Origin of the sequence: Nonomuraea sp. K271, assembly GCF_009908215.1 — a bacterium.
In the GTDB taxonomy this organism is placed as follows: domain Bacteria; phylum Actinomycetota; class Actinomycetes; order Streptosporangiales; family Streptosporangiaceae; genus Nonomuraea; species Nonomuraea longispora.
Map to the genome: position 1 here is coordinate 44,950 of NZ_JAAAHR010000002.1, position 25,310 is coordinate 70,259.

Annotated in this window: 25 protein-coding genes; 18 read left to right on the plus strand and 7 right to left on the minus strand. The window is 70.4% G+C overall.

The genetic code is table 11. The annotated features are described in order from the left end of the window. Positions 1-102 precede the first annotated feature (102 nt). Together GUY59_RS00905 and GUY59_RS00910 are read left to right on the plus strand one after the other, a co-directional pair. Positions 103-1,635, plus strand: coding sequence for an ABC transporter substrate-binding protein (locus tag GUY59_RS00905; RefSeq protein WP_161714318.1), 1,533 nt, complete (start codon positions 103-105; stop codon positions 1,633-1,635). A 16-nt stretch (positions 1,636-1,651) separates the two neighbouring features. Beyond that, positions 1,652-2,539 carry an SDR family NAD(P)-dependent oxidoreductase gene (locus GUY59_RS00910; protein ID WP_138198525.1) on the plus strand — a complete coding sequence of 296 codons (888 nt, stop codon included), beginning with the start codon at positions 1,652-1,654 and terminating at the stop codon, positions 2,537-2,539. Between the two features lie 66 nt (positions 2,540-2,605). Here GUY59_RS00910 and GUY59_RS00915 read toward each other — a convergent pair whose 3' ends face one another. From GUY59_RS00915 to GUY59_RS00940, 6 genes are read right to left on the minus strand one after another with little or no spacing between them, the layout of a single operon-like run. Beyond that, entirely contained in the window at positions 2,606-3,388 is a 783-nt protein-coding gene (locus GUY59_RS00915) for an amidohydrolase family protein (RefSeq protein WP_201760368.1), read from the minus strand. Positions 3,389-3,408: 20 nt separating this feature from the next. Beyond that, positions 3,409-4,275, minus strand: coding sequence for an amidohydrolase family protein (locus tag GUY59_RS00920; protein WP_138198527.1), 867 nt, complete (start codon positions 4,273-4,275; stop codon positions 3,409-3,411). Then, entirely contained in the window at positions 4,272-4,682 is a 411-nt protein-coding gene (locus GUY59_RS00925; protein WP_138198528.1) for a lipocalin-like domain-containing protein, read from the minus strand. Before GUY59_RS00925 ends, GUY59_RS00920 begins: the two co-directional genes overlap by 4 nt. After that, positions 4,679-5,446, minus strand: a complete 768-nt coding sequence (locus tag GUY59_RS00930) for an HpcH/HpaI aldolase family protein (RefSeq protein ID WP_138198529.1) — start codon at positions 5,444-5,446, stop codon at positions 4,679-4,681. Before GUY59_RS00930 ends, GUY59_RS00925 begins: the two co-directional genes overlap by 4 nt. After that, a complete protein-coding gene (locus GUY59_RS00935; RefSeq protein ID WP_138198530.1) occupies positions 5,443-6,384 on the minus strand; it encodes a hypothetical protein in 942 nt (313 codons plus the stop codon). Before GUY59_RS00935 ends, GUY59_RS00930 begins: the two co-directional genes overlap by 4 nt. A 17-nt stretch (positions 6,385-6,401) precedes the next feature. Then, positions 6,402-7,292, minus strand: coding sequence for a DUF6282 family protein (locus GUY59_RS00940; protein ID WP_138198531.1), 891 nt, complete (start codon positions 7,290-7,292; stop codon positions 6,402-6,404). A 193-nt stretch (positions 7,293-7,485) separates the two neighbouring features. On the opposite strand from GUY59_RS00940, the gene GUY59_RS00945 reads away from it, so the two are divergent. The 5 genes from GUY59_RS00945 to GUY59_RS00965 are packed head-to-tail and all read left to right on the plus strand — an operon-like array spanning position 7,486 to position 12,402. Further along, positions 7,486-8,280 (plus strand): CoA-transferase subunit beta, encoded by a 795-nt coding sequence (locus tag GUY59_RS00945; protein WP_138198532.1) that lies wholly within the window; start codon positions 7,486-7,488, stop codon positions 8,278-8,280. A gap of 6 nt (positions 8,281-8,286) precedes the next feature. Then, a complete protein-coding gene (locus GUY59_RS00950; protein ID WP_138198533.1) occupies positions 8,287-9,138 on the plus strand; it encodes an alpha/beta fold hydrolase in 852 nt (283 codons plus the stop codon). Beyond that, positions 9,138-9,920 (plus strand): alpha/beta fold hydrolase, encoded by a 783-nt coding sequence (locus GUY59_RS00955; protein WP_236666718.1) that lies wholly within the window; start codon positions 9,138-9,140, stop codon positions 9,918-9,920. The genes GUY59_RS00950 and GUY59_RS00955 overlap by 1 nt, the downstream gene beginning before the upstream one ends. Positions 9,921-9,940: 20 nt before the next feature. Continuing rightward, positions 9,941-11,524, plus strand: coding sequence for a class I adenylate-forming enzyme family protein (locus GUY59_RS00960; RefSeq protein ID WP_138198535.1), 1,584 nt, complete (start codon positions 9,941-9,943; stop codon positions 11,522-11,524). Then, the gene (locus GUY59_RS00965) at positions 11,521-12,402 is read left to right on the plus strand and encodes a CoA-transferase (protein WP_138198536.1); all 882 of its coding nucleotides are present in this window, start codon (positions 11,521-11,523) and stop codon (positions 12,400-12,402) included. Before GUY59_RS00960 ends, GUY59_RS00965 begins: the two co-directional genes overlap by 4 nt. A gap of 31 nt (positions 12,403-12,433) precedes the next feature. Here the strand turns inward: GUY59_RS00965 and GUY59_RS00970 are convergent, their stop codons facing one another. Then, the gene (locus GUY59_RS00970) at positions 12,434-13,453 is read right to left on the minus strand and encodes an aldo/keto reductase (protein WP_201760369.1); all 1,020 of its coding nucleotides are present in this window, start codon (positions 13,451-13,453) and stop codon (positions 12,434-12,436) included. A gap of 147 nt (positions 13,454-13,600) precedes the next feature. Between GUY59_RS00970 and GUY59_RS00975 the strand changes: the two genes are divergently transcribed. From GUY59_RS00975 to GUY59_RS01025, 11 genes are all read left to right on the plus strand, one after another. Then, complete coding sequence (locus tag GUY59_RS00975; protein ID WP_138198537.1) at positions 13,601-15,103, plus strand: aldehyde dehydrogenase family protein; 1,503 nt, start codon at positions 13,601-13,603, stop codon at positions 15,101-15,103. 27 nt (positions 15,104-15,130) lie between these two features. Continuing rightward, on the plus strand, positions 15,131-16,216 hold the full coding sequence (locus GUY59_RS00980; RefSeq protein WP_138198538.1) for an alcohol dehydrogenase catalytic domain-containing protein: 1,086 nt from the start codon (positions 15,131-15,133) through the stop codon (positions 16,214-16,216). A 93-nt stretch (positions 16,217-16,309) separates the two neighbouring features. Next, positions 16,310-16,810, plus strand: a complete 501-nt coding sequence (locus tag GUY59_RS00985; protein ID WP_138198539.1) for a VOC family protein — start codon at positions 16,310-16,312, stop codon at positions 16,808-16,810. A gap of 85 nt (positions 16,811-16,895) precedes the next feature. After that, positions 16,896-18,011 carry an alpha/beta hydrolase gene (locus tag GUY59_RS00990; RefSeq protein ID WP_201760370.1) on the plus strand — a complete coding sequence of 372 codons (1,116 nt, stop codon included), beginning with the start codon at positions 16,896-16,898 and terminating at the stop codon, positions 18,009-18,011. After that, entirely contained in the window at positions 18,011-19,210 is a 1,200-nt protein-coding gene (locus GUY59_RS00995) for an FAD-dependent oxidoreductase (protein ID WP_138198541.1), read from the plus strand. Before GUY59_RS00990 ends, GUY59_RS00995 begins: the two co-directional genes overlap by 1 nt. Positions 19,211-19,232: 22 nt before the next feature. Then, positions 19,233-20,405, plus strand: coding sequence for an acyl-CoA dehydrogenase family protein (locus GUY59_RS01000; protein WP_138198542.1), 1,173 nt, complete (start codon positions 19,233-19,235; stop codon positions 20,403-20,405). Positions 20,406-20,421: 16 nt separating this feature from the next. Continuing rightward, positions 20,422-22,056 carry an AMP-binding protein gene (locus GUY59_RS01005; RefSeq protein WP_161714319.1) on the plus strand — a complete coding sequence of 545 codons (1,635 nt, stop codon included), beginning with the start codon at positions 20,422-20,424 and terminating at the stop codon, positions 22,054-22,056. Further along, on the plus strand, positions 22,053-22,490 hold the full coding sequence (locus tag GUY59_RS01010; protein ID WP_138198544.1) for an FAS1-like dehydratase domain-containing protein: 438 nt from the start codon (positions 22,053-22,055) through the stop codon (positions 22,488-22,490). Before GUY59_RS01005 ends, GUY59_RS01010 begins: the two co-directional genes overlap by 4 nt. After that, positions 22,487-22,909 carry a MaoC/PaaZ C-terminal domain-containing protein gene (locus tag GUY59_RS01015; RefSeq protein ID WP_138198545.1) on the plus strand — a complete coding sequence of 141 codons (423 nt, stop codon included), beginning with the start codon at positions 22,487-22,489 and terminating at the stop codon, positions 22,907-22,909. Before GUY59_RS01010 ends, GUY59_RS01015 begins: the two co-directional genes overlap by 4 nt. After that, entirely contained in the window at positions 22,909-23,778 is an 870-nt protein-coding gene (locus GUY59_RS01020; protein ID WP_138198603.1) for an amidohydrolase family protein, read from the plus strand. The genes GUY59_RS01015 and GUY59_RS01020 overlap by 1 nt, the downstream gene beginning before the upstream one ends. 10 nt (positions 23,779-23,788) lie before the next feature. Next, entirely contained in the window at positions 23,789-25,300 is a 1,512-nt protein-coding gene (locus GUY59_RS01025; RefSeq protein WP_138198546.1) for an FAD-dependent oxidoreductase, read from the plus strand. The last annotated feature ends 10 nt before the right edge of the window (positions 25,301-25,310 follow it).

Sequence of the window (25,310 nt, forward strand, 5' to 3'; positions counted from 1 at the left end):
GACGCGCGGATACGGGCCCGCACGTCGATGACGTAGCCGGGGAGCACCGCGGTCACCAGTCAAACCAGCCAAGCTCGCTTCTGAAATATGGAGGCAAAAGCCGTGAAACGAGCAGCAGTCAAATCGGCCAGCGTGGTCCTCGCCACCGGTCTCGCCCTGTCCGGCTGTGGCGCCGGGACGACCGACCAGCCGTCGTCTGCCGGCGCTCCCGACGGTGCGGCCGTCCTGCGCTGGGCCGTGCCGGGCAATCCCACCTCCTTCGACCCCCGTAAGGCCGCCCCGCTTGACCCTGTGTTCCTCGACGTGGTCTACGAGAGCCTGATCGGCCGGAGCATGGCCGGTGAGATCGAGCCAGGTCTGGCGACGGAGTGGGCGTTCTCGGACGACAACAAGGTGATCACGCTCCAGTTGCGCGAGGGGGTGAAGTTCCACAACGGTGAGGACTTCAACGCCGAGGCCGCCAAGGCGTCGCTGGAGGCGTTCAAGAAGGGCGGCAACCTCGCGTCGGCGCTGTCGATCCTCGACAAGGTCGAAGCGGTCAGCCCGACCGAGCTGGAACTGACGTTCTCCGAGCCTGCCGGTTACATGATCAGCGTGCTCGCCGGTGAGGCCGGCATCGTGGTCGCGCCCGGTGCGCTCGACGATCCGAGTCTCCCGTCCAAGCCGGTCGGCACCGGAGCCTTCGAGCTCAGCTCGCTGGAGGAGGGAAAGGTCTCCTTCAAGAGGTTCGAGGACTACTGGAACGCCGCCGAGACGACCATCGGTGGCGTGGAGATGACCGCCTACTCCGATGAGACGACCCGGCTGCGTGCGGTGAAGTCGGGGCAGGCCGACGGCACCTCGATCAAGCCGGACCAGATCGAGGAGTCCGAGGCGGCGGGCATGACGGTGATCAAGGCCCCCAACACCACCTTCAACGGGATCCTGCTGAACACCAGTAAGCCGGAGCTCAAGAACCCGAAGGTCAGGCAGGCGCTGCTGTACGCCATCGATCGTGAGTCGCTCAACAAGAACCTGTTCGAGAACACCTGTGTCGGCGTGGTCCAGCCGTTCCAGGAGGGCTTCTGGGCGAACGTGCCCGAGCTGAACGACGTGTCCTCCTATTACGACCCGGAGAAGGCCAAGCAGCTCCTGGCCGAGGCCGGCTTCCCGGACGGCATGGAGCTGACGCTGGAGGTCGGCCCCAACACGTCGTACCAGGTGCTGGCCCAGGCGCTGCAGGCACAGCTGAAGGAGGTGGGCATCAAGGCCACGATCAAGGTGCTGGAGTTCCAGCAGATGATCAGCGTCCGCCGGACCGGCAAGTTCACCGCCACAGTGGCGCTGGTGCAGGCCGGGCGGCCCGACCCGACCCAGTTCGTCCAGGACTTCTACATGAAGGGCGGCTCGTACAACCCGGGTGCCTTCTCGCTTGACGGCGTCGGCGAGCTGCTGGCGAAGGCGCGGGCCAGCGAGGACGTCGAGGAACGTAAGGCGCCGATGCAGGAGATCATCAAGAAGGTCGTGGAGGCCGGGCCGCCGGTGATTCCGGTGTGCGGCGTGACCTACGTGGCGGCCTACCGCAAGGGAGTTACCGGACTCGACGCGCCGGTGATCGGCGACTATGACTTCGCCTCGGTGAAGATCAGCAAATAACGCAGAAAGGAAGCCCATGCGGCTCAACGACAAGGTGGCCATCGTCACCGGATCAGGGCGTGGCCTCGGCCGCGCGTACGCCGAGGCGCTGGGCGCGGCCGGTGCCGCCGTGGTGGTCAACGACATCGACGCCGACGTCGCCAAGGAGACCGTCGAGGCGATCACCGCGGCCGGAGGTCGTGCCGTCGCCGAGGTGTGCGCGGTCGGCCCCACGGAGTCGGCCGACGCGCTGGTGCGGCGGGCGGTCTCCGAGTTCGGCCGCCTGGACGTGATGTGCACGAACGCTGGCGCGTTGCGTGACCGGACCCTGGCCAAGGTCACGGACGAGGAGTTCGACCTCGTGGTGGACAGCCACGTACGTGGCACCTTCACCTGCGGTCGCGCCGCGGTGCGCCAGTTCCGGGAGCAGGGCGGCGGTGGCCGGCTGATCCTGGTCGGCTCACCGGCCGGTCAGTACGGCAGCTTCGGGCAGACGGCGTACGCCGCGTCCAAGGCGGCCGTCATCAGCATGGTCCGGGTGTGGTCGATCGAGACGGCGAAGCTGGGCGTGACCGTGAACGCGATCGTGCCCACCGCGCTGACCAGGATGGCCGCGACCATCCCGGCGCTGACCGAGGTCGTCGCCTCGGTCGAGGCCGGCGGGCCGGTCCCGGCCGACCTGCGCCGGCGCGGCATCGGCAAGGTCGAGGACGTGGCGCCGCTCGTCGTCTACCTGGCCTCGGACGAGTCGGCCGGCGTCACCGGGCAGTACATCGGGTTCGGTGGCGACCGGTTCGCGATCTGGGCGCATCCCAAGGAGGCGTTCGTCACGCATCGCGACGGTGGGTGGAGCGCGGAGCAACTCGCCGCCGACTTCGCCGGGTTCTCGGAGCATCTGCAGAGCCACACCCCGCCGCCGAAGTGACCGGCGAGAGCCGCCCCGGCCGGTGCTGGGGTGGCTCGGCTCGGTCAGCGCGGACGCCGTACGCGCTCAGCCGAAGTAGAACGCGTGCGCGGCCAGTGAGATCCGGCGGCGCAGTTCGGCGTCGGGCACGAGGTGGGCGAAGGAGTTCACGGCGTCGCGGTAGGTGACCTGGCGGCGGGCGCCGACGAACGGGGCGTCGCTGCCCCAGAAGACGTGCTCCGGCCCGGCGGCCTCGATCAGGGTCGCCGCGTGGCCGGCCAGGGTGTCCGGGCCGACGCCGAAGCGGTAGCCCGCGGACAGCTTCACCCACACCCTGCCGGTGCCGAGGGCCCGCAGCAGCGCCGCGCCGCCGGCTCCGGCGTAGCCGGATTCCCGGTCCGGATCGCCGAAGTGGTCGACGACGACCTTCACCCCGGAGGCGGTCAGCCGGTCGAGCACCGGCGGCAACCGGTCACCCTCGATGTTCACCTCGACGTGCCAGTCGAGGTCCGCGATCCGGAACAGCAGCCGCCGGTACGCCGGGTCGGTGAGATCCGGCAGGTCCGCGAGCCGCCGCCACTGGAACCGGACGCCCACCACGCCGTCCGCCTTCATCCGTTCCAGGACGTACCGATCGGTGGTGGGGTCGACGATGACGGTCCCGCGCAGCCGCTCGTGCTCGCGCAACGCGTCGATCGTGTAGTCGTTCAGGTCCCCGAGCAGGCTCATCGCGGAGACCACGCCGTAGCCGACGCCGTGTTCATCCATCATCGACAGGAACGTCTCCGCCGTCAGCTCGCCCTCGGGCCGGGTCCACGCCCGCGCCGCGAGAGGCAGCGCGCGGGTGAACAGGTGGACATGAGTGTCCACGAGAGGTACGAGGCCGCCTGTCATGGTGTTCCGACGCGGTAGAGCGAGGCCGACGTGCCGCCCAGGACCAGGGCGGCGTCCCGGTCGGACAGGCCGGAGACCGACTCGCGGGCGATCCGGACCATGTCCGCGTACGCGCCGGGAGTCTGGGTGACGTCCGACCCCCACAGCACCCGCTCGGCGCCGAACCGGGAGACCAGCCATTCGACCACGACCGACGGCTTGATCCCCGCCGCGACGATCCGGGCGAGGTTGAGCGTCGTCACCTTGACCAGGACCTGCGGCCGGTCGGCCAGCGCGAGCAGCCCGTCGGCCCCCGGGTAGGGGGCGGCGCGGTCCGTCTCGACGCTCGCGATGTGATCGACGACGACCGGCGTGCCGGGGAACTCGCGGGTCACCGCGGCGAGCGCCCGCAGGCTCTCGTCGCGGTTCCAGCGGTAGATGTGCAGGCACATCGACAGCCCGAGCTCGCTCGCCTGCCGCCACACCCGGCGGGCCTCCGCGCCGGCGAACCACTCGGTGCCGGGCGTGCCGCCGTGCTGGTTCCCGCCCGGCGAGGTGAGGCGGACGGCCACGGCACCGCGCCTCGCCCAGTGGCGCACTCTCTCCGCCGCGTCCGGCGCCCGCGCGTCGAGCACGCACATGGCGGCGAGCCGGTCAGGGTACCGAGCCGCCGAGTCCACCACGTAGCTGTTGTCGTAGCCGTACACGTGCGCGCGCTGGACGGCGATCGCGCCCGACAGCCCGTGCTCCCGCAGCGCGGCGAGCAGCCGCTCCGCGGTCATCGGGTCGTTCCGTACGGCCTCGCTGACCGTGCCGCCGGGCGGGTCGAACGGGTAGGCCGGGTCGTCGGTCACCAGGTGCGCGTGGGCGTCGATCAGGGTCATCGGATGCGTTCCCAGGTGAGGATGGGGGTGGGCGGCCGGCCGGGGGTTCGCTCGGCGCGCAGGATCAGCCGGTCCCCGTCCACGACGGCGAGGCGGACCAGCTCGGCGCCGATCCAGTTGGGGTAGATGGCGGCCTCCACCTGGTGGGTGACGCGGTCGCCGGCCCATTCGTAGCGTCCGGCGTACGCGCCGTAGGTCCGTACGGCGGCGAGCTTCTCCGCGTCGGTGGCCCAGCGCCAGTTGCCCGACCTCAGGGGCGGACGGTCGCCGGCCATGTACTGCACCGACATGTGGCCGTCGGGCCCGTAGATGAGCAGGCCGAGCGGCTTGTCCCCGAGGGGGCGCGCGCCGTCGTCGGGCTCCCCCTCCATCACGTAGTCGACCAGCCGCCAGCTACCGACGATCATGAATTGCCGCCGATCTGGTCCCGGAACGCCTGCGCCATCGAATGGGCCGTGCGGGCGAGCATGGTGGCGTCGTTGCCCATGATGAGGAACTGGTGGCCGAGGGCCGCGGTCCGGACGGCCGAAGGCGCGTCCACGCAGGCCGCGCCGCAGGGCTTGCCCGCAGCCGCGGCGGCGGCCCGCGCCCGGTCGAGCGACTCCTTGACCACGGGATCGTTCACGCGGACCCCGAGGGAGACGGACAGGTCGCCGGCGCCCAGGAACACCGCGTCGATCCCCGGCACCGCGAGGATGCCGCCGGCGGCGTCTATGGCGTCCGGGCTCTCCAACTGGGGGATGCAGACGACGTCCTCGTTGCCGACCCGGATGTACTCGTCCCGGGGCGTCAGCCCCCATCGGCCCGCGCGGCTGGTTCCGCCCGCGCCCCGCCGGCCGAGGGGCGGGAAGCGGGTGGCCGCGACCACCCGTTCGGCGTCGGCCACCGAGTCGACGTGGGGGACCAGGATGCCCCGCGCCCCGGCGTCGAGGACCCGCTGGATGGCCGAGCCCTGGTGATCGGGCACGCGGACCAGGGGGTCGACGCCGTAGGCCGTGGCGAGACTGATCATCCGGGCCGCGAGGGTGAGATCGAGCGGGGAGTGTTCGAGATCGATGACCACGAAGTCGAATCCGGCGCCGGCCATGATGTCGACGCTCTCGGTGGTCGCCAGCTTGATCCAGGTGCCCAGCCGTGGCGCCCGCGCGGAGGCGTTCGCGAAGAAGGTCATGCCGTCGTGATGTGCTCGGGGGCGGGGTACTCATCGGCGTTGAGCACCCATCCGGCCTTGGCGGAGAAGTCCGCGCGCGGTGGGCTGAAGATGTCGATGAGCAGGTGGTCGCCCTCGCCGACCGCCTGACTGGTGTGCACGGTGGGCGGTGGGATGATCGCGACGGCGGGGCTGCCGACGGCCGCGTGCTCGTCGGCGCGCCACTGCGAGCGCTTCGACGTCCAGGGCGTCCGGACGTGATGGATGTAGTCGCCGGCGACGGTCAGCGAGCACTGCTCGAAGTCGTCGTGGTGATGGGGGGAGAGCCGGTCGGGATTGCGCGGGCCGTTCCTGGGGTCGCCGAAGTTGACCATGAACGCGCTGGACCGGAAGATACGGCCGAACCGGCCGCGCTCCAGCGGGAAGTCGGCGTTCCGGTAGACGCGCAGGCGGTGTCCGGCGGGCGGGTCGGGCCACGGCTCCAGCAGGGCGACGCGCGGATGGGGCTCGGCGTACGCCGAGGCGTTGCCGCAGCGCGCGAGGAGGTCGGTGGTCCTGACGTCGAACAGGCGGACCAGGTCGGCGTCGCCGTGGGCGCTGAGGTGGCTGTCGCCGGGCGGCACGATGACCACGCCGCGCCCGGTCACCTCCTGGCTCTCGTTGCCGGCCGTCACGTCGATCGTGGTGTCGTCGTGGGGCAGGACGATGACGTACTCCTCCCGCTGCGCGCGCGCGTCGCGGCGCAGCGTGTCACCGGCGACCAGGCGGGTGAAGGCGAGCACGAAGTTCTGGGCGCGCACGTACCAGGTCCTGCTGCCGAGGTCCGTGACCTCGTCCGGCGGCAGCGTCAGGAACTCGTAGGCGGCGAGCGCCGCGATGGGGGCGTTCGGATCCGTCGTGGTCATGGTCGTGGTCGCGTTCGTGTTGAGGGCCGCACGAGGATCGTTGGGGCTGTACATGTGATTCGTCCTTACGGTCAGTCGTCCAGGCCGAGCAGGTACGACGGGTTGACGCGGACCATCTGCCGCAGGTCCTTCTCGGGTAGCCCGAGATCCAGCAGGGCGGACCCGACCCGGATGAAGGAGTCGACGGGCATCGGGCGGCCGACCTGGCCCAGGTCGGAGGCGAGCACGGTGTGCTCAGGCCCGATCCGTTCGATCCAGTCCATCAGCATTTCCGGGCCGCCGCGCGCCTGGGCGACCTCGGAGTCGTACATGCTGGTCTCGTGCTCGATGTAGGCGCCGAGTTCGATGAAGTCCTTGCACTGTGCGGGGTCGGAGCCGATCACGAAGTTCGGATGGCTGACCACCAGTCTCCGGACCCCCGTGTCGCGCGCGGCGGTGAAGACCTCCCGGATGTCGTCGGGGGCCATGTGCCCGGCGGAGAGCAGTGCCCCCGACTCGGCGATGACCTCGATGACCTGGCCGACCTCGGGGATGAGCGCGCCGTCCGGGCCGCGGACGTCGACCTGTGTCGTGGTCAGCGGGATCGTCGGCTTGGGGAAGCCACCGCCGGACTTGTGGTGTGCGACGTGCGCGCTGGAAGAGATGGTGGGGAACCAGACGCATCGTCCGCCCATCCGCAGGCACATCTCCACCGCGTGCGGGTTGATGCCGCCGACCTGGTTGTTCAGCGCGATGCCGCCGTAGACGGCGGTGCTCACGCCGGCCAGGCGGTCGCCCATCGCGAGGAGGTCCATCACCGTGTTGTGGTGATGCGACTTCGCCAGGAAGGCGCGCATGCCCAGCCGCTCGCCGTCCTTGGCGGCCTGGACGTGGTCGAACGCGCGTGGCAGCGGGTTGGGCCCGGAGTGGCAGTGCAGGTCGACGAGGCCGTGCAGGACTCGCTCGACAGCGGGTCGGGTCATCGTTGTTCCTCCTGCGCGGTAGCCACCGGCCAGGGCGCGATGACCCTTGACAGAAACACCGCCACGATAGCATTGTTACAAATTACGGACTTACTGTACGATAAATGCGACTCGCTGCTCTGACAAGTACTTGTCGCGGCGAGATGTCCAGCGCGACGAGCTGCGCTGTCGCTCGAACCCGATTGGGGGCCACGTGCCGGAGGCGACCTACACCTGGGCGGAGATGATGGCGATCTCCATCTCGCACGAGATGGCCGACGGTGCCTTCGGCTCCGTGGGCGCCGCGTCGCACATTCCCGCCGCCGGGCTGCGCCTGGCGCAGCTCACGCACGCGCCCAACCTGTCCTTCTTCTGTGGGGGCAGCGGCGCGATGAACCCGAAGATCCAGCGGTTGACCGAGTCCTCGGCCGACTACCGCAACCTCGTGACCAGCGAATATCACTTCAGCCTCGACGACGTCGTGGACTTTGAGACCGCGATGCGCTTCGACTTCGCGTTCCTCGGCGGCATGCAGATCGACAAGCACGGCAACCTGAACATGGCCATGATCGGCGACTGGCACAAGCCGAAGGTGCGCGGCCCTGGCACCATCGGCCTGATCTTCCTCGGCGGCTTCAAGACCAGCTACATCTACACCCAGCACCACACACCGAAGATCTTCGTCGACAAGGTCGACTTCGTCAGTGGCGCCGGCTGGCTCGACGGCGGCGACGCCCGCTCCAAGGTCTTCCGCCCCGAGTCCGACGGCCCCCGGCGGGTGTTCACCCCCTTGGGCGTGTTCGACTTCGAGCCGGAGAGCAAGCGGATGCGCCTGATCAAGGTCCACCCGTGGAGCAGCATCGAGAAGATCCAGGCGGCGACCGGATTCGAGCTGCTGCTCGCCGACGACGTTCAGACCGTCGACGCCCCCGGCGACGAGGAGCTCACCCTGCTCCGGACCCAGGTCGATCGAGATGGTGTGCTGCGCCGCTACCCCGCCGTGGTTTGAGCGCTCATGAGCTTTCACGATCGGTACGTCGTCGCCGACGGCTGCACCACCCACTATCTGGAAGCCGGGGACGGTCCTCCGCTGATCCTCCTGCACGGCGGCGAGTACGGCGCCTCCGCCCGGCTCGCCTGGGAGAACTGCGTCCCGGCGCTGGCCGAGCACCATCGCGTGCTGGCGCTCGACTTCGTCGGCTTCGGGCACAGCGACAAGCTCCGCGACTTCGGCGGCCAGCGCCGGCTCATGCTGCGGCAGGTCGCCGGCGTGCTGCGCACCCTGCGCATCGACTCGGCCGACTTCATCGGCACCTCACTCAGCGGGCGGATGCTGCTCGACGTCGCCAACCGGCCGTCGCCCCAGTGGCCGATCCGCTCGATGGTCGTGGTGGGCACCGGACTGGCCGCGCCGGTGGCGGAGGCCCGCGCCGTACTGGAGGACTTCGACGGCACACTCGACGGCCTGCGCCCGTCGATGGACGTGCTCTTCCACGACCCGCGCTGGAAGCACAGCGAGGACTACCTGCGCCGCCGCCATGAGTACTGCATGGTCCCGGGCGCGTGGGAGACCGCCGCGGCGGGCAGCCTGCGCGCGCCGGGACGTGACAGCGGCGAACGACGGCCGCACGTGCGCCCGCCCGCCCGCGACTACGGGCGCGTCGCCGTGCCCACCCTCCTCGTCCGCGGCCGGTACGACCGGCTGGTGCCGCCGCTGACCTGGCAGGAACTGGCGGCACAGATTCCTGACGTGCGGACCGAGACGATCGACGGCAGCGGTCACTATCCGCAGATCGAGCGCTCGGCCGAGTTCGTCGAGGTGGCGCTCGGGTTCCTCGCGCGAACGAAGGAGAAGGCGGAGGCGTGATGGCCGACGTATACCTGGAGTCCGGCGGCGAGGACGGCCCCGCGGTGCTCTTCCTGCACGGCTCCGGCGCGTCCGGAGCCGTCTGGAGACCGGCGCTGGACCGGCTCCGCGAGCGCGGCACCCGATGCCGGTGGCTGGTCACCGACCTGCCGGGGCACGGCCGCTCCGGCCATCGTCAGGACTACTCGCCCGAGGGCTACGCCGACGCGGTGGCCGACGCGGTGGCCGCCGCACTGACCGGCGTCCAGGGCCCGGTGACCGTCGTGGGCCACTCGCTCGGCGGGATGATCGGGATGACCCTTGCGGACCGGACTCGCGGCATCACGGTCGGCTCCCTGGCGGTGGTCGCGATGAAGGTCGCCTGGACGGAGGAGGAGCTGGCCCGGCGGGCCGCGATGGCCGAGCGGCCGGTCCGGGTCTTCCCCGGCGAGGAGCAGGCGCGCGAGCTGTTCGGGCGGGTGTCCGGGATGACCGGGCCCGCGTTCACCGACGAGGATCGCGCCACCGGGGTCGCGGCCCGCGACGGCGGCTACGGGCTCTCCGGCGATCCGGGCATCGCCAAGGCCGGCCCGGCCACCGGTCCTGAGCTGGCCGCCCGCATGGGCCGGGTGACCTGCCCGGTCGAGCTGGCCTGCGGTGCCCGCGATCCCGGCATCGACCCGGCGGACATGGCCGAGGTGCTCGGGCACCCGGTGACAGTGCTGCCCGGCGTGGGGCACAACGTCCACATCGAGCGCCCCGACCTCATCGCCGACCTGGTCGAGCGGGCACTCGGCCGCTGACGACCGACGAACGGACACGCATGCGAATCGAGAACCTGCTGCGGCAGAACGCGGTACGACGAGGCCCGCTGCCCGCAGTCATCTGCGACCAGGCCCAGCAGTCCTGGGCCGAGCTGGACATGGAGACCAACCGGCTGGCCAACGCGCTGATCGGGCTCGGATACCGCGCGCAGGAGAGGATCGCGCTGGTGATGTCCAACTGCCATCACATCGTGACGGCCTTCCACGGCGCGTGGAAGGCCAACCTGGTCACCGTGGGGATCAACACCCGGCTGACCGCACCCGAGATCGCCCGTATCCTCACCCACTCGGGCGCGTCCGCCATCATCTGTGACACCCCCGCCGCGGTCGAGGCGGCCAGGCAGGCGCCGGGCATCCGCGGCATCTACACCGTCGGCCTGGGCGACGACGAGCAAGGATCGTTCACGCACCTGGTCGCCTCCGGCGACCCGGGCGAGGTGCCGGAGAAGGGCACGGGCGACGAGCTGCGCTCGCTGCGCTACACCAGCGGCACCACCGGCGCGTCCAAGGGCTGCATGGCCACGCACGACCAGCAGCTCGCCAGCACGGCCAACTACCTGTGCGAGGTCAACGTGCCGCGCGGCGGCCCGACCTGGATCTCGGTGCCGCTGACGCTGGGGGTCGGCGCGTCCTTCGTGACGACCACCGCCTACCTCGGCGTCCCGCTGCTGCTGCGCAGGCGCTTCGACCCGGCCGCGTTCGTCGACGACATCGACAGGTTCGGGGTCGAGCACGCCTTCCTGGTGCCGACCATGCTGGTCGACCTGGTGCGGGCGCTGCCCGAGCTCGACCTCACGCGCGCGAGCGCGCTCGAACTGGTCGGGTACGGCGGCGCGTCGGTGTCGTGGAGCCTGATCCGGTCCCTGGCCGAGGCGCTGGACCTGGAGTTCTACCACGCGTTCGGAGCGACGGAGGCGGGGGGTTTCGTGGCGTTGCTCACCCCGGACGACCACCGTAACTTCCTGCGCACCGATGCCACCTCCATCGTCCCGGTGGGCCGGCCGGCCGCGTTCGCCGAGGTCAAGATCTTCGACGCCGAGGATCGCGAGGTGGCCGTACGGGAGACCGGGGAGATGCGGATCCGGGCGGCCAGCGTGTTCTCCGGCTACTGGAGCCAGCCGGAGGTGACCCGAGCGGTTCTCAAGGACGGCTGGCTCCGGCTCGGTGACATGGCCTGGCGGGACGAGCGCGGCTACCTCTACCTCGCCGACCGGGCGCAGGGCGTCATCCGGTCGGGGGCGCAGAACGTGTATGCCGGTGAGGTCGAGGCGGTGCTGCAGGCCTGCCCCGGCGTGGCCCGCGCCGCGGTGATCGGCGTGCCGCACGAGCGGTTCGGCGAGTCGGTCAAGGCGCTGGTGCGGCGGGCGCCGGATGCGGCGCTGACGGAGCAGCAGGTCCTCGACTACTGCGCCGAACGGCTGGCCGGATACAAGCGGCCACGCGAGGTGGAGTTCGTGACCGACCTGCCGGTCGACGAGGGCGGCAAGATCAGGAGGGCCGAGCTGAAGCGCGTCACGGGGACGCGGCTGCTCGGCGAGGTGACCACCGGCGGCGACGCCGCGGCGAAGGAGTTCAGGCGATGAGCGCGAACAAGGTGACGACCCCCGAGGAGGCGGTCGCCGGCATCCCCGACGGAGCCACGATCGCGCTGGGCGGCGTGCACTCCCACAACGGCCCGATGGCGCTGGTGAACGCGCTGATCCGGCGCGGGGTCAGGGACCTGGAGCTGATCCCGACGCCGAGCGCGGGTGCGCCCGTGGACATGCTCATCGCCGCCGGGTGTGTCAAACGGCTGCACGTGTCCTATGTCGGGCTGGAGTTCCTCGGCATGGCGCCGAACTACCGCCGGGCCGCGGAGAGCCAGTCGATCGAGATCGTCGAGGGGGATGAGGCGTACATCGTCTACGGCTTCCGCGCCGGCGCCAGCATGCTGCCGTTCCTGCCGCTTCCCCCGCTGTACGAGGGCACCGACCTGCCCAAGGTCAACAAGAACGTCCGGACGACGACCGATCCGTACACCGGGCGTACCGTGACCACGATTCCCGCGCTGCGGGCGGACTACGGACTGTTCCACGCGCAGGTCACCGACCGGAAGGGCAACGCGCAGATCTTCGGCCAGCGGCGGTTCGAGGACGTGATGGCGAAGGCGAGCGACCACGTCATCATCAGCTCGGACGAGATCCTGGACGAGTACGCTCCGGCCCCCGACCCGCGCCTGGTGTCCATCCCCGGCGCGATCGTGGACATCGTCGCCCACGCGCCCTACGGTTCGCATCCGCTGTCCTCCCCGGGACACTACGCCTACGACCGGCAGCGGCTGGTGGAGTACCGGGATCTCGCCGCCCAGGACCGGACCAAGGAGTACCTGGACGAGTACGTGTTCGGGGTCGAGGACCACCAGGAATATCTGGACAAGGTGGGCGCCCGGCGGCTGCTGGGTCTCCAGCAGACGTTCCGCTGAGCGGGGCCGGCGCGGGTCCCGGGCCGGGGGCCTACCAGGAGTAGGCCTCCGGCGCGGGGCCCGGGCCGGGGAAGATGGCGTCGAGGCGGTCGAGCGTCTTGTCGTCCAGGGTCACCTCGAGGGCGTGGGTGGAGGCGTCGAGCTGGGTCAGGGTGCGCGGCCCGATGATCGGCGCGGTCACGCCGGGACGGCCCAGCAGCCAGGCCATCGCGACGTCGGCGGGGCTTTCGCCGAGCTCGTCGCACAGGTCCTCGAAGGCCTGGACGGCGGCGCGGTGCCGGTCCAGCTTGGCCAGTCGCTTGCCTCGGTGGGTGGCCACGTTGGCGCCGGGCAGCGGGGCGCCCATCCGGTTCTCCCGCTCCTTGCGCAGGATCCCGCCGAGCAGGCCGGCGTCGAGCGGCGACCACGGCATCATGCCGACGCCGTAGTGCGCGCAGGCGGGCAGGACTTCCAGCTCGGCGGTGCGTTCGAGCAGGTTGTAGATGGTCTGCTCGCTGACGAGGCCCGGGTGACCGCGCCGGGCGGCGGCTTCCTGCCCGGCGGCGATGTGCCAGCCGGCGTGGTTCGAGGACCCGACGTAGACGATCTTGCCCTGGGTCTTGAGGACGTCCATCGCCTCCCAGATCTCCTCCCACGGGGTCGATCGGTCGATGTGGTGCATCTGGTAGATGTCGATGTAGTCCGTGTTCAGCCGCCGTAGCGACGCCTCGCAGGCACGCCTGATGTGCAGCGCGGACAGGCCGGCGTCGTTCGGCCAGGCGGACATGCGGCCGTACAGCTTGGTGCTGAGCACCGTGCGTTCGCGGCGGCCCCCGCCGGTGGACAGCCACCGGCCGATGATCTGCTCGGTCAGTCCTTCGCCGAACTGCCAGCCGTACACGTCGGACGTGTCGATCAGGTTGATCCCCAGCTCGTGGGCGCGATCCATGATCTGGAACGCGTCCTCCTCAGTGGTCTGGGTGCCGAAGTTGTCCGTGCCGAGCACCAGACGGCTGACGGTCAGACCGCTGCGACCGAGATGGCTGAACTCCACGAGATCTCCAAATTCCATTTATCGGACGATGAGTCCTATATTTGAATTTATGATGGTAGCGTTCCGGTGCAGACGAGGTAAAGAGCGCTGGTCCGGCAGGCAGTCACGGTTCTGGCCGCATGTGTACCTGGGCCATGGCACAGATCTGCCCAAGGAGATTCCTCGATGAGCACCAACCTGTCCGAGCACATCGCCGTCGCGGAGTTGCCGGCGGCGCACAGCTTCGCCGGAGGGGCGCTCCGCGGTGGCGGAGGAGCGGTCTTCCCGACCTGTCATCCGGGTGACGGCTCGCTGATCGCACAGGTCGAGGCGGCCACGGCCGGGTTCGTCGACGAAGCCGTCGCGGGCGCGGTCGCGGCTCAGCCTGCCTGGGCGCGCACCTCCCCGCACGAACGCGCGCGGATCCTGCGCACGGCCGCCGACCTGATCGAGGCGCGGGCCGCACGACTCGTCCACCTGATCGCGCTGGACAACGGCAAGACGCCGGCGGAGGCGCGTGGCGACGTCTTCGTGGCGGCGGCCCACCTGCGTGCCGCCGCGGGGTGGGCCGCCACCCTTGAAGGCAGCACCCTGCCGGCGGACGGCTCCACGCTGCGGATGACCTTCCGGGAGCCGGTGGGGGTGGTGGCGGCGGTCATCCCGTTCAACACCACGTTCATGTTCGCGGCGCAGAAGGCCGGCCCGGCGCTGGCGGCGGGCAACGCGATCGTGATCAAGTCCCCTGAGCTCAGCCCGCTGGCGGCGCCCGTGTTCGCCGAGATCCTCACGGCTGCCGGACTCCCCGGTGGCCTCGTTCAGGTGCTCCAGGGCGCGGGAGAGGTCGGCCGTCGGCTGGTCGAGCATCCCGGGGTGAACATGGTGTCGTTCACCGGCAGCACCGCGGTCGGCCGGCAGGTGATGGCCTCGGCGGCGGACGGGATGAAACGCGTGCTGCTGGAACTCGGCGGCAAGTCCGCGAACATCGTCTACGCCGACGCGGACCTGGACGCCGCCCTGCACGCCACGGTCGGCGGCATCTTCCGCAACGCCGGGCAGCGATGTTTCTCCGGCTCCCGGCTCCTGGTCGAGGAGCCGATCGCGGACGCGTTCGCCGAGCAGGTCGCCGACGTGGCGCGCTCGATCAGGGTCGGCGACCCGTTCGCGCCGGACACCCAGCTGGGCGCGCTGATCTCGGTCGGCGAGGCCGACAGGGTCCGCGCGATGGTCGACACGGCGGTGGAGCAGGGAGCGCGCGTCCTGGCGGGCGGCGGCCGGCCGCCCGGCGTCCATCCCGGCGGCGCGTTCGTCGCGCCGACCGTGCTGGAGATCCCCTCCGGGCTGCCGCGCGTGCCCGCCATCGTGTACGACGAGGTCTTCGGGCCGGTGCTCACGGTCCAGCGGTTCAGCGGCGCGGAGCAGGCCGTCGCGCTCGCCAACGACTCGCCCTTCGGCCTGGTGGGCGGCTGCTGGACCCGTGAACTGGACCGGGCGCTGACGACCGCCAGAGCGGTGCGATCGGGCTATTTCTGGATCAACTCGTACGGGGCACTGGCGCTGGACGCCCCCATCGGCGGCGTCGGCCTGTCAGGTGTCGGCCGCGAGCTCGGCCGGGTGGGGCACGAGGCCTACACGGAGCTCAAGACGGTGATCGTGGACACCGCCGCGGCCGACGCGCCCCGCTGGTACTGACCTTCAGCCCGACCCCAGGAGTGATCCATGTACGAGCACTACCGAGGCGCCGTCGTACGGGAGGCGCACGGGCCACTGAGCTTCGAGGACATCCCGCTGCGGGACCTGACCGGCGACGAGGCGCTGATCAGGGTGACCGCCTGCGGGCTGTGCCACAGCGACGTGCACTTCATGCACGGCACGTCGGGAACGGACTTCCCCTACCTGGTCGGCCATGAGGTGGCCGGCGTCGTCGAGGCTCTGGGGCCGGACGCGACGGGCGTCGCGCCGGGTGAGAGCGTCGTCGTCGCGCCGATGGTGGCCTGCCGGGACTGCAAGCACTGCCGTTCGGGACGGCCGGAGGCGTGCGCGTCGAAGCTGCCGCGCCGGCCGGAGGTCACCCTCGGCGACGGCGCCGCCGCGACTCCGGTGCTCGGCGTCGGCGGCCTGGCCGAACGGGTCATCGTCCCCGCCCGGCAGGCGATCGCGATCGACCCGCGGGTGCCGCCGCCCATCGCCGCGCTGCTCGGCTGCGGCGTGCCCAGCGGCTTCGGCGCGGCCGTCAACACCGCGGAGACCGGGCCGGTCGACGACGTGGTGGTCATCGGCTGCGGTGGCGTGGGGATCGCGGCCATCGCCGGGGCTGCGTACGCGCGGGCGCGGCGGATCATCGCGATCGACACCAATCCCGGCAAACTCGCCGTCGCCGAACGGTTCGGCGCCACCCACCTCATCGACGCGTCCCAGGAGGGCCCCGGCGAACGCGTCCGCGGGTTGACCGACGGCCTGGGCGCGGACGTCGTCCTGGACGCGGTCGGCGGGCCCGCGACCTTCGCGACGGCCGACGGCCTGCGGGCCCCCGGCTCGCGCCTGGTGATCGTCGGCGCCCCCAAGCAGGGCGACGTGGCCGAGGTGCCGCTGCGCCGGCTGTTCCTGACGGGAGGGTCGATCAGGGTCTCCATCTGGGGAGACTGCGTCGCGGCACGGGACCTGCCGCTGCTCGCGAACCTTTATCTGGAGGGCCGGCTGCCGCTGGACGAGTACGTCTCGGGGACGTTCGAGCTCGCCGACGCGCAGAAGGGTTACGACCGGCTGCTGGCAGGAGAGGCGCTGCGCAGCGTGGTCGTTCCCTGAGGTCGTGGTTGACAAGTTGACATCCACGGCCGGACAATCAATTCAAATTCCGGACTACTTGTCCGATAATTGACACACACTGAGGATCAGATGATGGCGACAGCCGATCTCCGCGCACCGCGCTCGCTCAACCACATCGCCTATCCGACGTGGGACTCCCAAGCCACGCACGACTTCTACACCGAGGTCCTCAAGTGCGAGCTGCTCACCGCGATCCAGCTGGACGAGGTGCCTTCCAACGGAGCCCGCACGCCCTACCTGCACACCTTCTTCGGGCTCGGCGACGGCAGCGCCATCGCCTTCTTCGAGGTCGACGACATGCCCAACCCCGGACCCGACTCGGTGCCCTCATGGGTGCGGCACATCGCGCTCAACGTCGACTCCATGGAGGAGCTCTACGAGTGGAAGGCGCACTTCGCGGCCAAGGGCGTGGAGACGGTGGGCATCGTCGACCATGACGGGGTCTGGGAGTCGCTGTACCTCTTCGACCCGAACGGGATCCGGGTCGAGCTGACGTTCCAGACCCGCCCTCTCGACGACGCCGACGCGCGCGCGGGCGCCGAGACGCTGCGGAAGTGGACCGCGCGCGGGTAGCGCACGACCCGCCGATCCCACCCCTGCCTCATCCGCGCTGATCAGGAGCCGCCCCGTGCTGTCCCGCGAACTACTCCCCATACCGATGACGCCTGGTGGACGCCTGGACATCAACTCCGGCGTCGCCCGGATGAGCGGGAAGATCTGGGCCACCCTCTGGAAGAACGATCTGCGGACGCCGTCGACCGCCGTGCTGATCGTGCACCCGGCGTCCAACTTCATCGGTCACTACGCCCTGGAAGAGCTCGCAGCACGGGGGGTGGCCGCGGTCGGGCTCGCCACGCGTTACGTCGGCAACGACTCCGCGCTCATCATGGAGAACTGCCTCCTGGACATCGGCGCGGCGATCCGCCACCTTCGCGAGCTGGGCTATCAGCGGGTCGTCCTGGTCGGAAACTCCGGCGGCGGCGGGCTCGCCGCGCTCTATCAGGCGCAGGCGGAGAACCCCACCATCACCCACACCCCGGCCGGCGACCCCGTCGACCTGGCCGGGGTCGGGCTCATCCCGGCTGACAAGATCGTCATGGCCATGGCGCACCCCGGCCGTGCGGTCGTCTACACCGAAGGGCTCGACCCGGCCATCACCGACGAGCAGCGGCCCTTCGACCGGGACGCCTCGCTCGACATGTTCGATCCTGCCAACGGCCCGGCCTACGGCGAGGAGTTCGTCGAGCGTTACCGCCTCGCCCAGATCGACCGCAACCGCCGGATCACCGCCTGGGCGAGCGAGCAGATAGAAGCGCTGCGCGGGTACGTCCGCGAGTCGGCGGGGGAGAAGGTGGCCCCCGACGACCTCCCCTTCGTCGTGCACGGCACGGCAGCCGACCCGCGCTTCCTGGACCTGACCCTCGACCCGTCCGACCGGCGGGCCGGCACTCTGTGGGGCAGCCCCTGGGCGGCCAACTTCCGGCCGGCGTCGCTGGGCCACCTCACCAGCCTGCGGTCCTGGCTGAGCCAGTGGAGCTACGACCACAGCCGGGCCAACGCCTACGTCGCCCTCCCAGAGGTGCAGGCGCCGGTCATGGTCATCTACGGATCAGCCGACTGCGCGGCCTTCCCCAGCCACGCCCGCACCATGTACGAGGCCGTCGCGCACGACAGGCGTGAGCTGGTCGAGATCAAGGGAGCGGACCACTACTTCCAGGGCCGCCCCGATCTGGCCAGGATCATGTGCGACCACATCGCCGAGTGGAGCAAGTGATGGGCATCCTCGACGTGGCCGTGGTCGGCGCAGGCCCGGTCGGGCTCACCGCGGCCCTTGCCCTGGCCAGGCGCGGCGCGTCCGTCACCGTCTTCGAGCAGGCCGACCGGCTCAGCACCGAGTGGCGGGCCTCGACCTTCCACCCGCCGACGATCGAGATCGCCCGCGACCTCGGCGTCGTCTCCACGATGCTGGAGGCCGGCATCGTCGCGCGGAAGTACCAGGTGCACGATCGCCGCGACGGCCTGATCGCGGAGTTCGACTTCGGCATGCTCGCCGACGAGACCGCCTATCCCTTCAGATTGCAGCTCGAACAGTACAAGTACACACAAATCATCAAGGATGCGATCAACGCATGCCCCGCCCCTGTCGACGTACGGCTGGCCATGGGTGTGACGGACGTGAGCCAGGACGAGGACGGCGCGGTGCTGAGCACCGCCTCGGGAGAGCGGGTCGCGGCCCGCTGGGTGCTCGCCGCCGACGGCGCGCGCAGCACCATCCGCAAGGCGCTCGGAAGCTCGTTCGAGGGGCTCACCTACGAGCACCGCTACCTGGTGCTGAGCATCGACTATCCGGTGGAGACGCTGCTGCCGGGCATCTGTGACGTCAACTACATCGCCGACCCGGTGGAACACCTGCTGATCCTCCGGGTGCCGGACGTCTGGCGGATCGTCGTCTCGGTGCCGCCGCACGTCACCACCGATGAGGCCCTCTCCGACCGGTACGTCGCGGACCGGCTGCGGGGCGTCTTCGGCGACCATCCCGAATTGCCGCTGCGCGAACGGAAGATCTACTCCGTGCACCAGCGGGTGGCCGACACCTTTCGCAAGGACAGGGTGCTGCTGCTCGGCGACGCGGCGCATGTCAACAGCCCGATGGGCGGCATGGGCCTCAACGGCGGCATTCACGACGCCTTCGACCTGTCCATCCAGCTCAGCGCGGTGCTCCGCGGCGAGGCCGGCGCCGACGTGCTGGACGCCTGGGCGCACCGCAGGCGCAAGGCCGCCGTCGAGGCGGTGCAGGAGCTCACGCACCGCACGACCACGGCCATGGCGGAGCAGGACGAGTCGGAGCGACGCAAGTTCCAGCTGCAGATGTCGGAGATCGTGGCCGATCCGCTGCGGGCGCACGACTGGATGATGGACGCCGCGATGATCTCCAACGTACGCGCCCACGACCTGCCGCCGCGGGCCGGATGACCGGCGTACCGAAGGAGGGCCGATGGACTTCGAGCTGAGTGACGAGCAGCGGGACATCCGCGACACCGTGCGCGCCTTCGTCACCAAGGAGATCCTCCCGTTGGAGGAGGACTTCCTCCGGCTGGTGCGCGACGGCGGCGCGCGGCTGCCCCGGGACGAGGAACGCCGGCTGCGCGCCAAGGCACGCCAGTTCGGCTTCTGGGGGCTCAGCACACCCGAGGAGTACGGCGGGATGGCGCTTCCGGCGGTCACCCAATCGCTGATCCACGCCGAGCTGGCGAAGACCTGCGTGCCCTTCCGCTTCGGCGGGGAGGCCGACAACATCCTGTACGGCGCGGACGCGGCCCAGCAGGAGGAGTACCTGAAGCCGACGATCGAGGGCGAGCGCCTCGGCTGTTTCGCGCTGACCGAGCCGGGCGCGGGGTCCGACGCCGGGGCGATCAGCACCTACGCGCGGCGGGACGGCGACGACTGGCTGATCAACGGCGAGAAGACCTTCATCAGCAACGGCCACGAGGCCGACTACGCGATCGTCATCGCGCTCACCGACAGGGACAAGGGCGCCCGCCACGGCGCGACCGCGTTCCTCGTCGACCGGGAGGCCGGCTGGACCTCCTCGCCGATCAGCACGATGGGCAGCTGGCACCAGCCCGCGTCGCTCACCTTCGACGACGTACGGGTGCCGGCCGACAAGGTCCTCGGCGAGGTCGGCGGCGGGTTCCAGCTGGCCATGCGGTGGGTCGGCAAGGGCCGCTACGTGATCTCCGCGCAGTGTGTCGGCATCGCCGAGCGCTGTCTGCGGATGGCGGTGGACTACGCTGGCCTGCGCGAGACATTCGGCCGCAAGATAGGCCAGAACCAGGCGATCCAATGGATGATCGCCGACTCCGAGACCGAGCTCGAAGCGGCCCGCTGGCTGGCCCTCCGGGCCGCCTGGGACGTTGACCGGGGGGCCGACGCCAGACACGCGTCGGCCATGGCGAAGCTCTTCTGCACCGCGATGGTCGGCCGAGTCGTGGATCGGGCACTCCAGATCCACGGCGGGATGGGCTATACCAAGGAACTTCCCCTTGAAGGCTGGTATCGCGCCATCCGGGCGATGCGCATCTTCGAAGGCACCGATGAGGTGCAGCGGCTCATCCTTTCGCGCGACCTGTTGCGCGGCCATACCCGAATCGGAGGCCACCTTGCCTGACTCCACCGACCGCACAATGGGCGTTGCCACGGCCCTTCGCGCCGCTGCCGAAGTGGTGGGCGACCGGCCCGCGGTGATCCAGGGTGACCGGTCCGTCGGCTACGCCGAACTGGACGCCCGCTCCTCGCGGCTCGCCGGGGCGCTGGCGGAGCGCGGGGTCGGCCCCGGCTCGACCGTCGCGATCTCCCTGTACAACTCGTTCGCGTACCTGGAGATCATGTACGCCGTGTTCAAGCTGGGCGCGCAGCCGGTCAACATCAATTACCGCTATCTCGCCCCAGAGCTGCACTACGTGCTCAACTACACCGATGCGGCCGCTTTCGTCTATGACACCAGCCTGGCCGCCCAGGTCCGGCAGATAGACGGCGACCTTCCCAAACTGGGCCTGTTCCTGGAAGCCGGATCGGCCACCGAGCCGCTCGCGCCGGCGGTGTCCTTCGAATGGGCGGCCGAGCACGGCCCGGTCCACGAGGAGATCGACACCGACTCGCCGCACGGCATCATCCTGCTCACCGGCGGCACGACCGGCCGGCCGAAGGGCGTCGTCTGGGACCGTGACGGGCTGCTGGGCATCATCGCCTCGGTCTTCCGCCAGCACGGTCTCCCGGCGCCGCAGACGCCGAGCGACGTGCGGGCGCGGGTCCGGGAGCTGCACGAGAGGGGCCTCGCCCCCACCGTGCTGCCGATGTCGCCGCTCATCCACGGCACCGGCCTGCTGCAGACGCTGCGCAGCCTGTACGGCGGTGGCACGATCTGCTTCTGCACCTCCAAGTCCCTCAACGCGGACGAGGTGTGGCGGACCGTCCAGCAGCACGCGGTCACCGACATGGTCATCGTCGGCGACGCGTTCGGCCGCCCCCTGGTGGACTCCCTGGCCGCCGCCGAGAGCTCCGGGCACCCGTACGACATCCGCAGCCTGCGTACCATGACCAGCTCCGGCGTCATCTGGAGCGCCGACGTCAAGCGCCGGCTGCTGCGGTACGGCAACGACCTGACCCTGATCGACAACATCTCCGCCTCCGAAGGCGGCCCGTTCGGGACGGCCGCGGCACGCTCGGAGTCCGACCTGGCGGACGGGCGGTTCACGCTGGCCCCCGTGGCCCGGATCCTCGACGAGAACGACCAGGACATCAAGCCGGGCACCGGTCAGATCGGCATCCTGGCCAGCGCCGGACCGCAGCCGGTCGGGTACCTCAAGGACCCGGAGCGGACGGCCAGGGTCTGGCGGGTCGTCGACGGCGTCCGCTACTCGGTGCCGGGGGACCTCGCCTCGCTGGACGCGGACGGCAAGCTGATCCTGCTCGGCCGGGGCGACGGCGTGATCAACACCGGGGGCGAGAAGGTCTTCCCCGAGGAGGTCGAAGAGGCGCTGCTGACGCACCCGAAGGTCACCGACGCGGTCGTCGTCGGCGTCCCGGACCCGCGCTGGGGCCAGATCGTGGTGGCCGTCGTCGCCCCGGCGAGCGCCCTCGCCGACGTCGGGGACGAGACGCTGAGCGGCCTCGTGGCCGAGCGGCTCGCCGGATACAAGCGCCCGCGCCGGGTCGTCCGGGTCGACTCGCTCCCCCGGAGCCCGGCCGGCAAGATCAACCGCGTGTCGGCCCGTGAAGTGGCCACCCGCTACCTGCAAGCAGAGGAGACAGCGTCGTGACCGGCATACCGTTCCCGATCGAGCAGGGCCACGTGCGGGCCTTCGCTCGCGCCCTGGGCGAGGACGCCGACGTGGTCCCCCCCACCTTCCCGATCGCCTTCGCCCAGTTCGACCCGGACTGGGGGCTGCGGATGCGCCCCGGCGCGCCCTGGAACGGCTCCGGGGCCGGGCCCGGCGTGTCATCGGGCGGAGGCGGCGGCCTGCACGCCGAGCAGGAGTTCGAGTACTTCCGCCCGATCCGGGTCGGCGAGACGCTGACGGCCCGCAAGCGCGAGGGCCGGACGTGGAGCAAGACCGGAGGGCGCGGCGTCCTCAACTTCGCCGAGCGGCACGTCGACTTCTTCGACGCCGACGAAGAGCTGGTCGCCCGCTCGACCACGGTCTCGGTTACGGTCACCCCCAAGACCGGCGACACCCCGGAGGCGGGCCGATGACCGTGACAGCCGGCCAGGAAGTACGTCAGGTCGTCGTGACGGACCTCAAACGCACGCAGATCGTGATGTACGCCGGCGCCGGCGGAGACTTCAACCCGCTGCACACCGACGAGCCGTTCGCCACCCGGATCGCCGGCCACCCGACCGTCATGGCCCACGGGATGCTCACCATGGGCCTGGCCGGCCGCGTGCTGACCGACTGGTTCGGGCACGAGAACATCCGGCGTTACCGGGCCCGGTTCAAGGCGCCCGTCTGGCCCGGCGACACCATCACCGCGACGGCGACCGTCACCTCGGTGGACACGGTCGACGGGCAGCGGCGCGCCGAGCTCACCCTCTCGGCGGTGAACGCGGCGGGCGTGGAGGTGCTGTCCGGCAGCGCCACCGCGATCGTCGCCGACCAGGGGGAGCAGGCGTGATGGACATCACCGCGCTCGACGCGATCGACGTGCACACCCACGTGCAGATCTCCGTCCACGACACTCCGGGATCCGGTGACGACACGTTCTCGGCGATGGCCGACTACTTCAAGGCCGGTGCGGTCCGGAAGTTCACCGTGCCCATGATCGCCGAGTACTACCGCGAGCGGAACATGGCGGCGATCGTGTTCGGCGTCGACTCCATGCACGTCAGCGGCAAGGAGCAGTCTCCCGGCAACGAGGAGATCGCCGAGCAGGCGGCACTGCACAGCGACGTGCTCATCCCGTTCGCGAGCGTCGATCCGCATCGCGGCGCGGCGGGCGTGCGGGCGGCGCGGCGGCTGATCGAGGAGTACGGCGTCCGCGGCTTCAAGTTCCATCCCACCTCGCAGGGCTTCTTCCCGAACGACCGGATGGCCTATCCGCTCTATGAGGTCATCGCCGGGCACGGGCTGACCGCGCTCTTCCACACGGGCCAGACCGGCGCGGGCGCGGGCACCCCGGGCGGCGGCGGGCTGCGGTTGAAGTACTCCAACCCGATGCACATCGACGACGTGGCCGTCGACTTCCCCGACCTGCAGATCATCCTCGCGCACCCGTCGTTCCCCTGGCAGGACGAGGCGCTGTCGGTCGCCATGCACAAGCCGAAGGTGTACATCGACCTGTCCGGGTGGTCGCCGAAGTACTTCCCGCCACAGCTGGTGCAGTACGCGAACACGCTGCTCAAGGACAAGGTGCTCTTCGGCTCGGACTTCCCGATGATCACCCCGGAGCGCTGGCTGGCCGACTTCGCCAAGATCGCCATCCGGGACGAGATCCGCCCGAAGATCCTCAAGGGGAACGCGGCCAGACTGTTCGGGCTCGGTTAGGGAGGCCGCGATGCACTGCACAGGTCCCTTCGACAGGACCGTCGACGTGGTCGTGCTCGGTCTGGGTGACGCGGGCGCGGTCGCCGCGGTGACCGCGCACGGCGAGGGCGCCGAGGTGCTCGTCATCGAGAAGCAGCGGGCCGACGACCACCGGCCCAACAGCCGCTACGCCGCCGGCTACTTCCTCGTGCCGCAGGACGTGGACGGCGCGGTGGAGTACCTGTCCGCGATGTACGCGGTCAACGGCGAACTGCCCCTGATCGATCCCGGCCTGATCCGCACCTGGGCAGAGGAGACGGCGGCCAACCCGGCCTGGCTCGACGCGCACGGCGGCGCGTACCAGAAGACGAACATCCGTGGCGAGCACCCCTCTCTGCCTGGTCACGAGTCGATCAGGGTCTACAAGGCGCAGCCCGCCAGCGCCCCCGACGGCTACACCGGCTGCCCGATGCACGGCTTCCTCCGGAGCCTGGTGGCCGAGCGCGGGATCGAGGTCCGGTACGCCACGGCGGCCAAGAGACTGCTCACCGACGACCGCGGCGCGGTCGTCGGGGTGGAGACCGAAGGCGCGGACGGAGCCCAGCGGATCGGCGTGCATCGCGGCGTCGTACTGGCGGTCGGCGGTTACGAGGCCAGCGAACGGCTCAAGAAGCACTACCTGCCGGTCACTCCAGTGCATTTCTACGGCACCGAGCACAACACCGGGGACGGCATCACCATGGCGGCCGATATCGGCGCGGAGCTGTGGCACATGAATGTCTGGCCAGGTCATTTCGTGGCGAGATTCCCTGGTGCCGGGTACACCGGGGGAACGGCCGTCGACCTGTGGGGATCAGGCCGGTTCGGACCGGCCGAGGGCGTCACGCCCCCCGGTTCCATCTTCGTCGACGGGTCGGGCCGGCGATTCATCCGCGAGCCGGGCAAGCAGCACACCGCCCATCTGTCGCTTTTGGCAATGGACGCTGATCAGCTGACTTACCCCCGGATTCCGACGTGGTGGATATTCGATCAGGCACGTTTCGAGCGGGCGACGCTGGTCCCCACCTACTCGGGCCCCGCCGGACCGGTCCAGGACTACACCTGGAGCGCGGACAACGTGGCCGAACTGCGGCGCGGCTGGATCCAGTCGGCCGAGTCGATCCCCGTGCTGGCCCGCGCCTGCGGGCTCGACCCGGAGACGCTGGAGCGGACGGTCTCCCGCTACAACGAGCACTGCGCGGCGGGCGTCGACGCCGACTTCGGCCGCGACCCCGGCACGCTCACGCCGATCAGCGGTGATCGCTATTTCGCGGTTCCACTGTGGCCGGGCGGCTCGCATACCGCGGGCGGGCCGCGCCGTGACGCGAAAGCGCGGGTGGCCTCGATTCACGGAGGTTGGATAGACAATCTGTACTCCGCAGGTGAGCTAGGATCAATGCACGGCCTGCTTTATCCGACGGGTGGCGGCAGTATCGCCGAATGTCTCGCGTTCGGCCGGATCGCTGGGCGTAATGCCGCAGCAAACCGGACCGTCGGAAGTTGACTCTCATGCG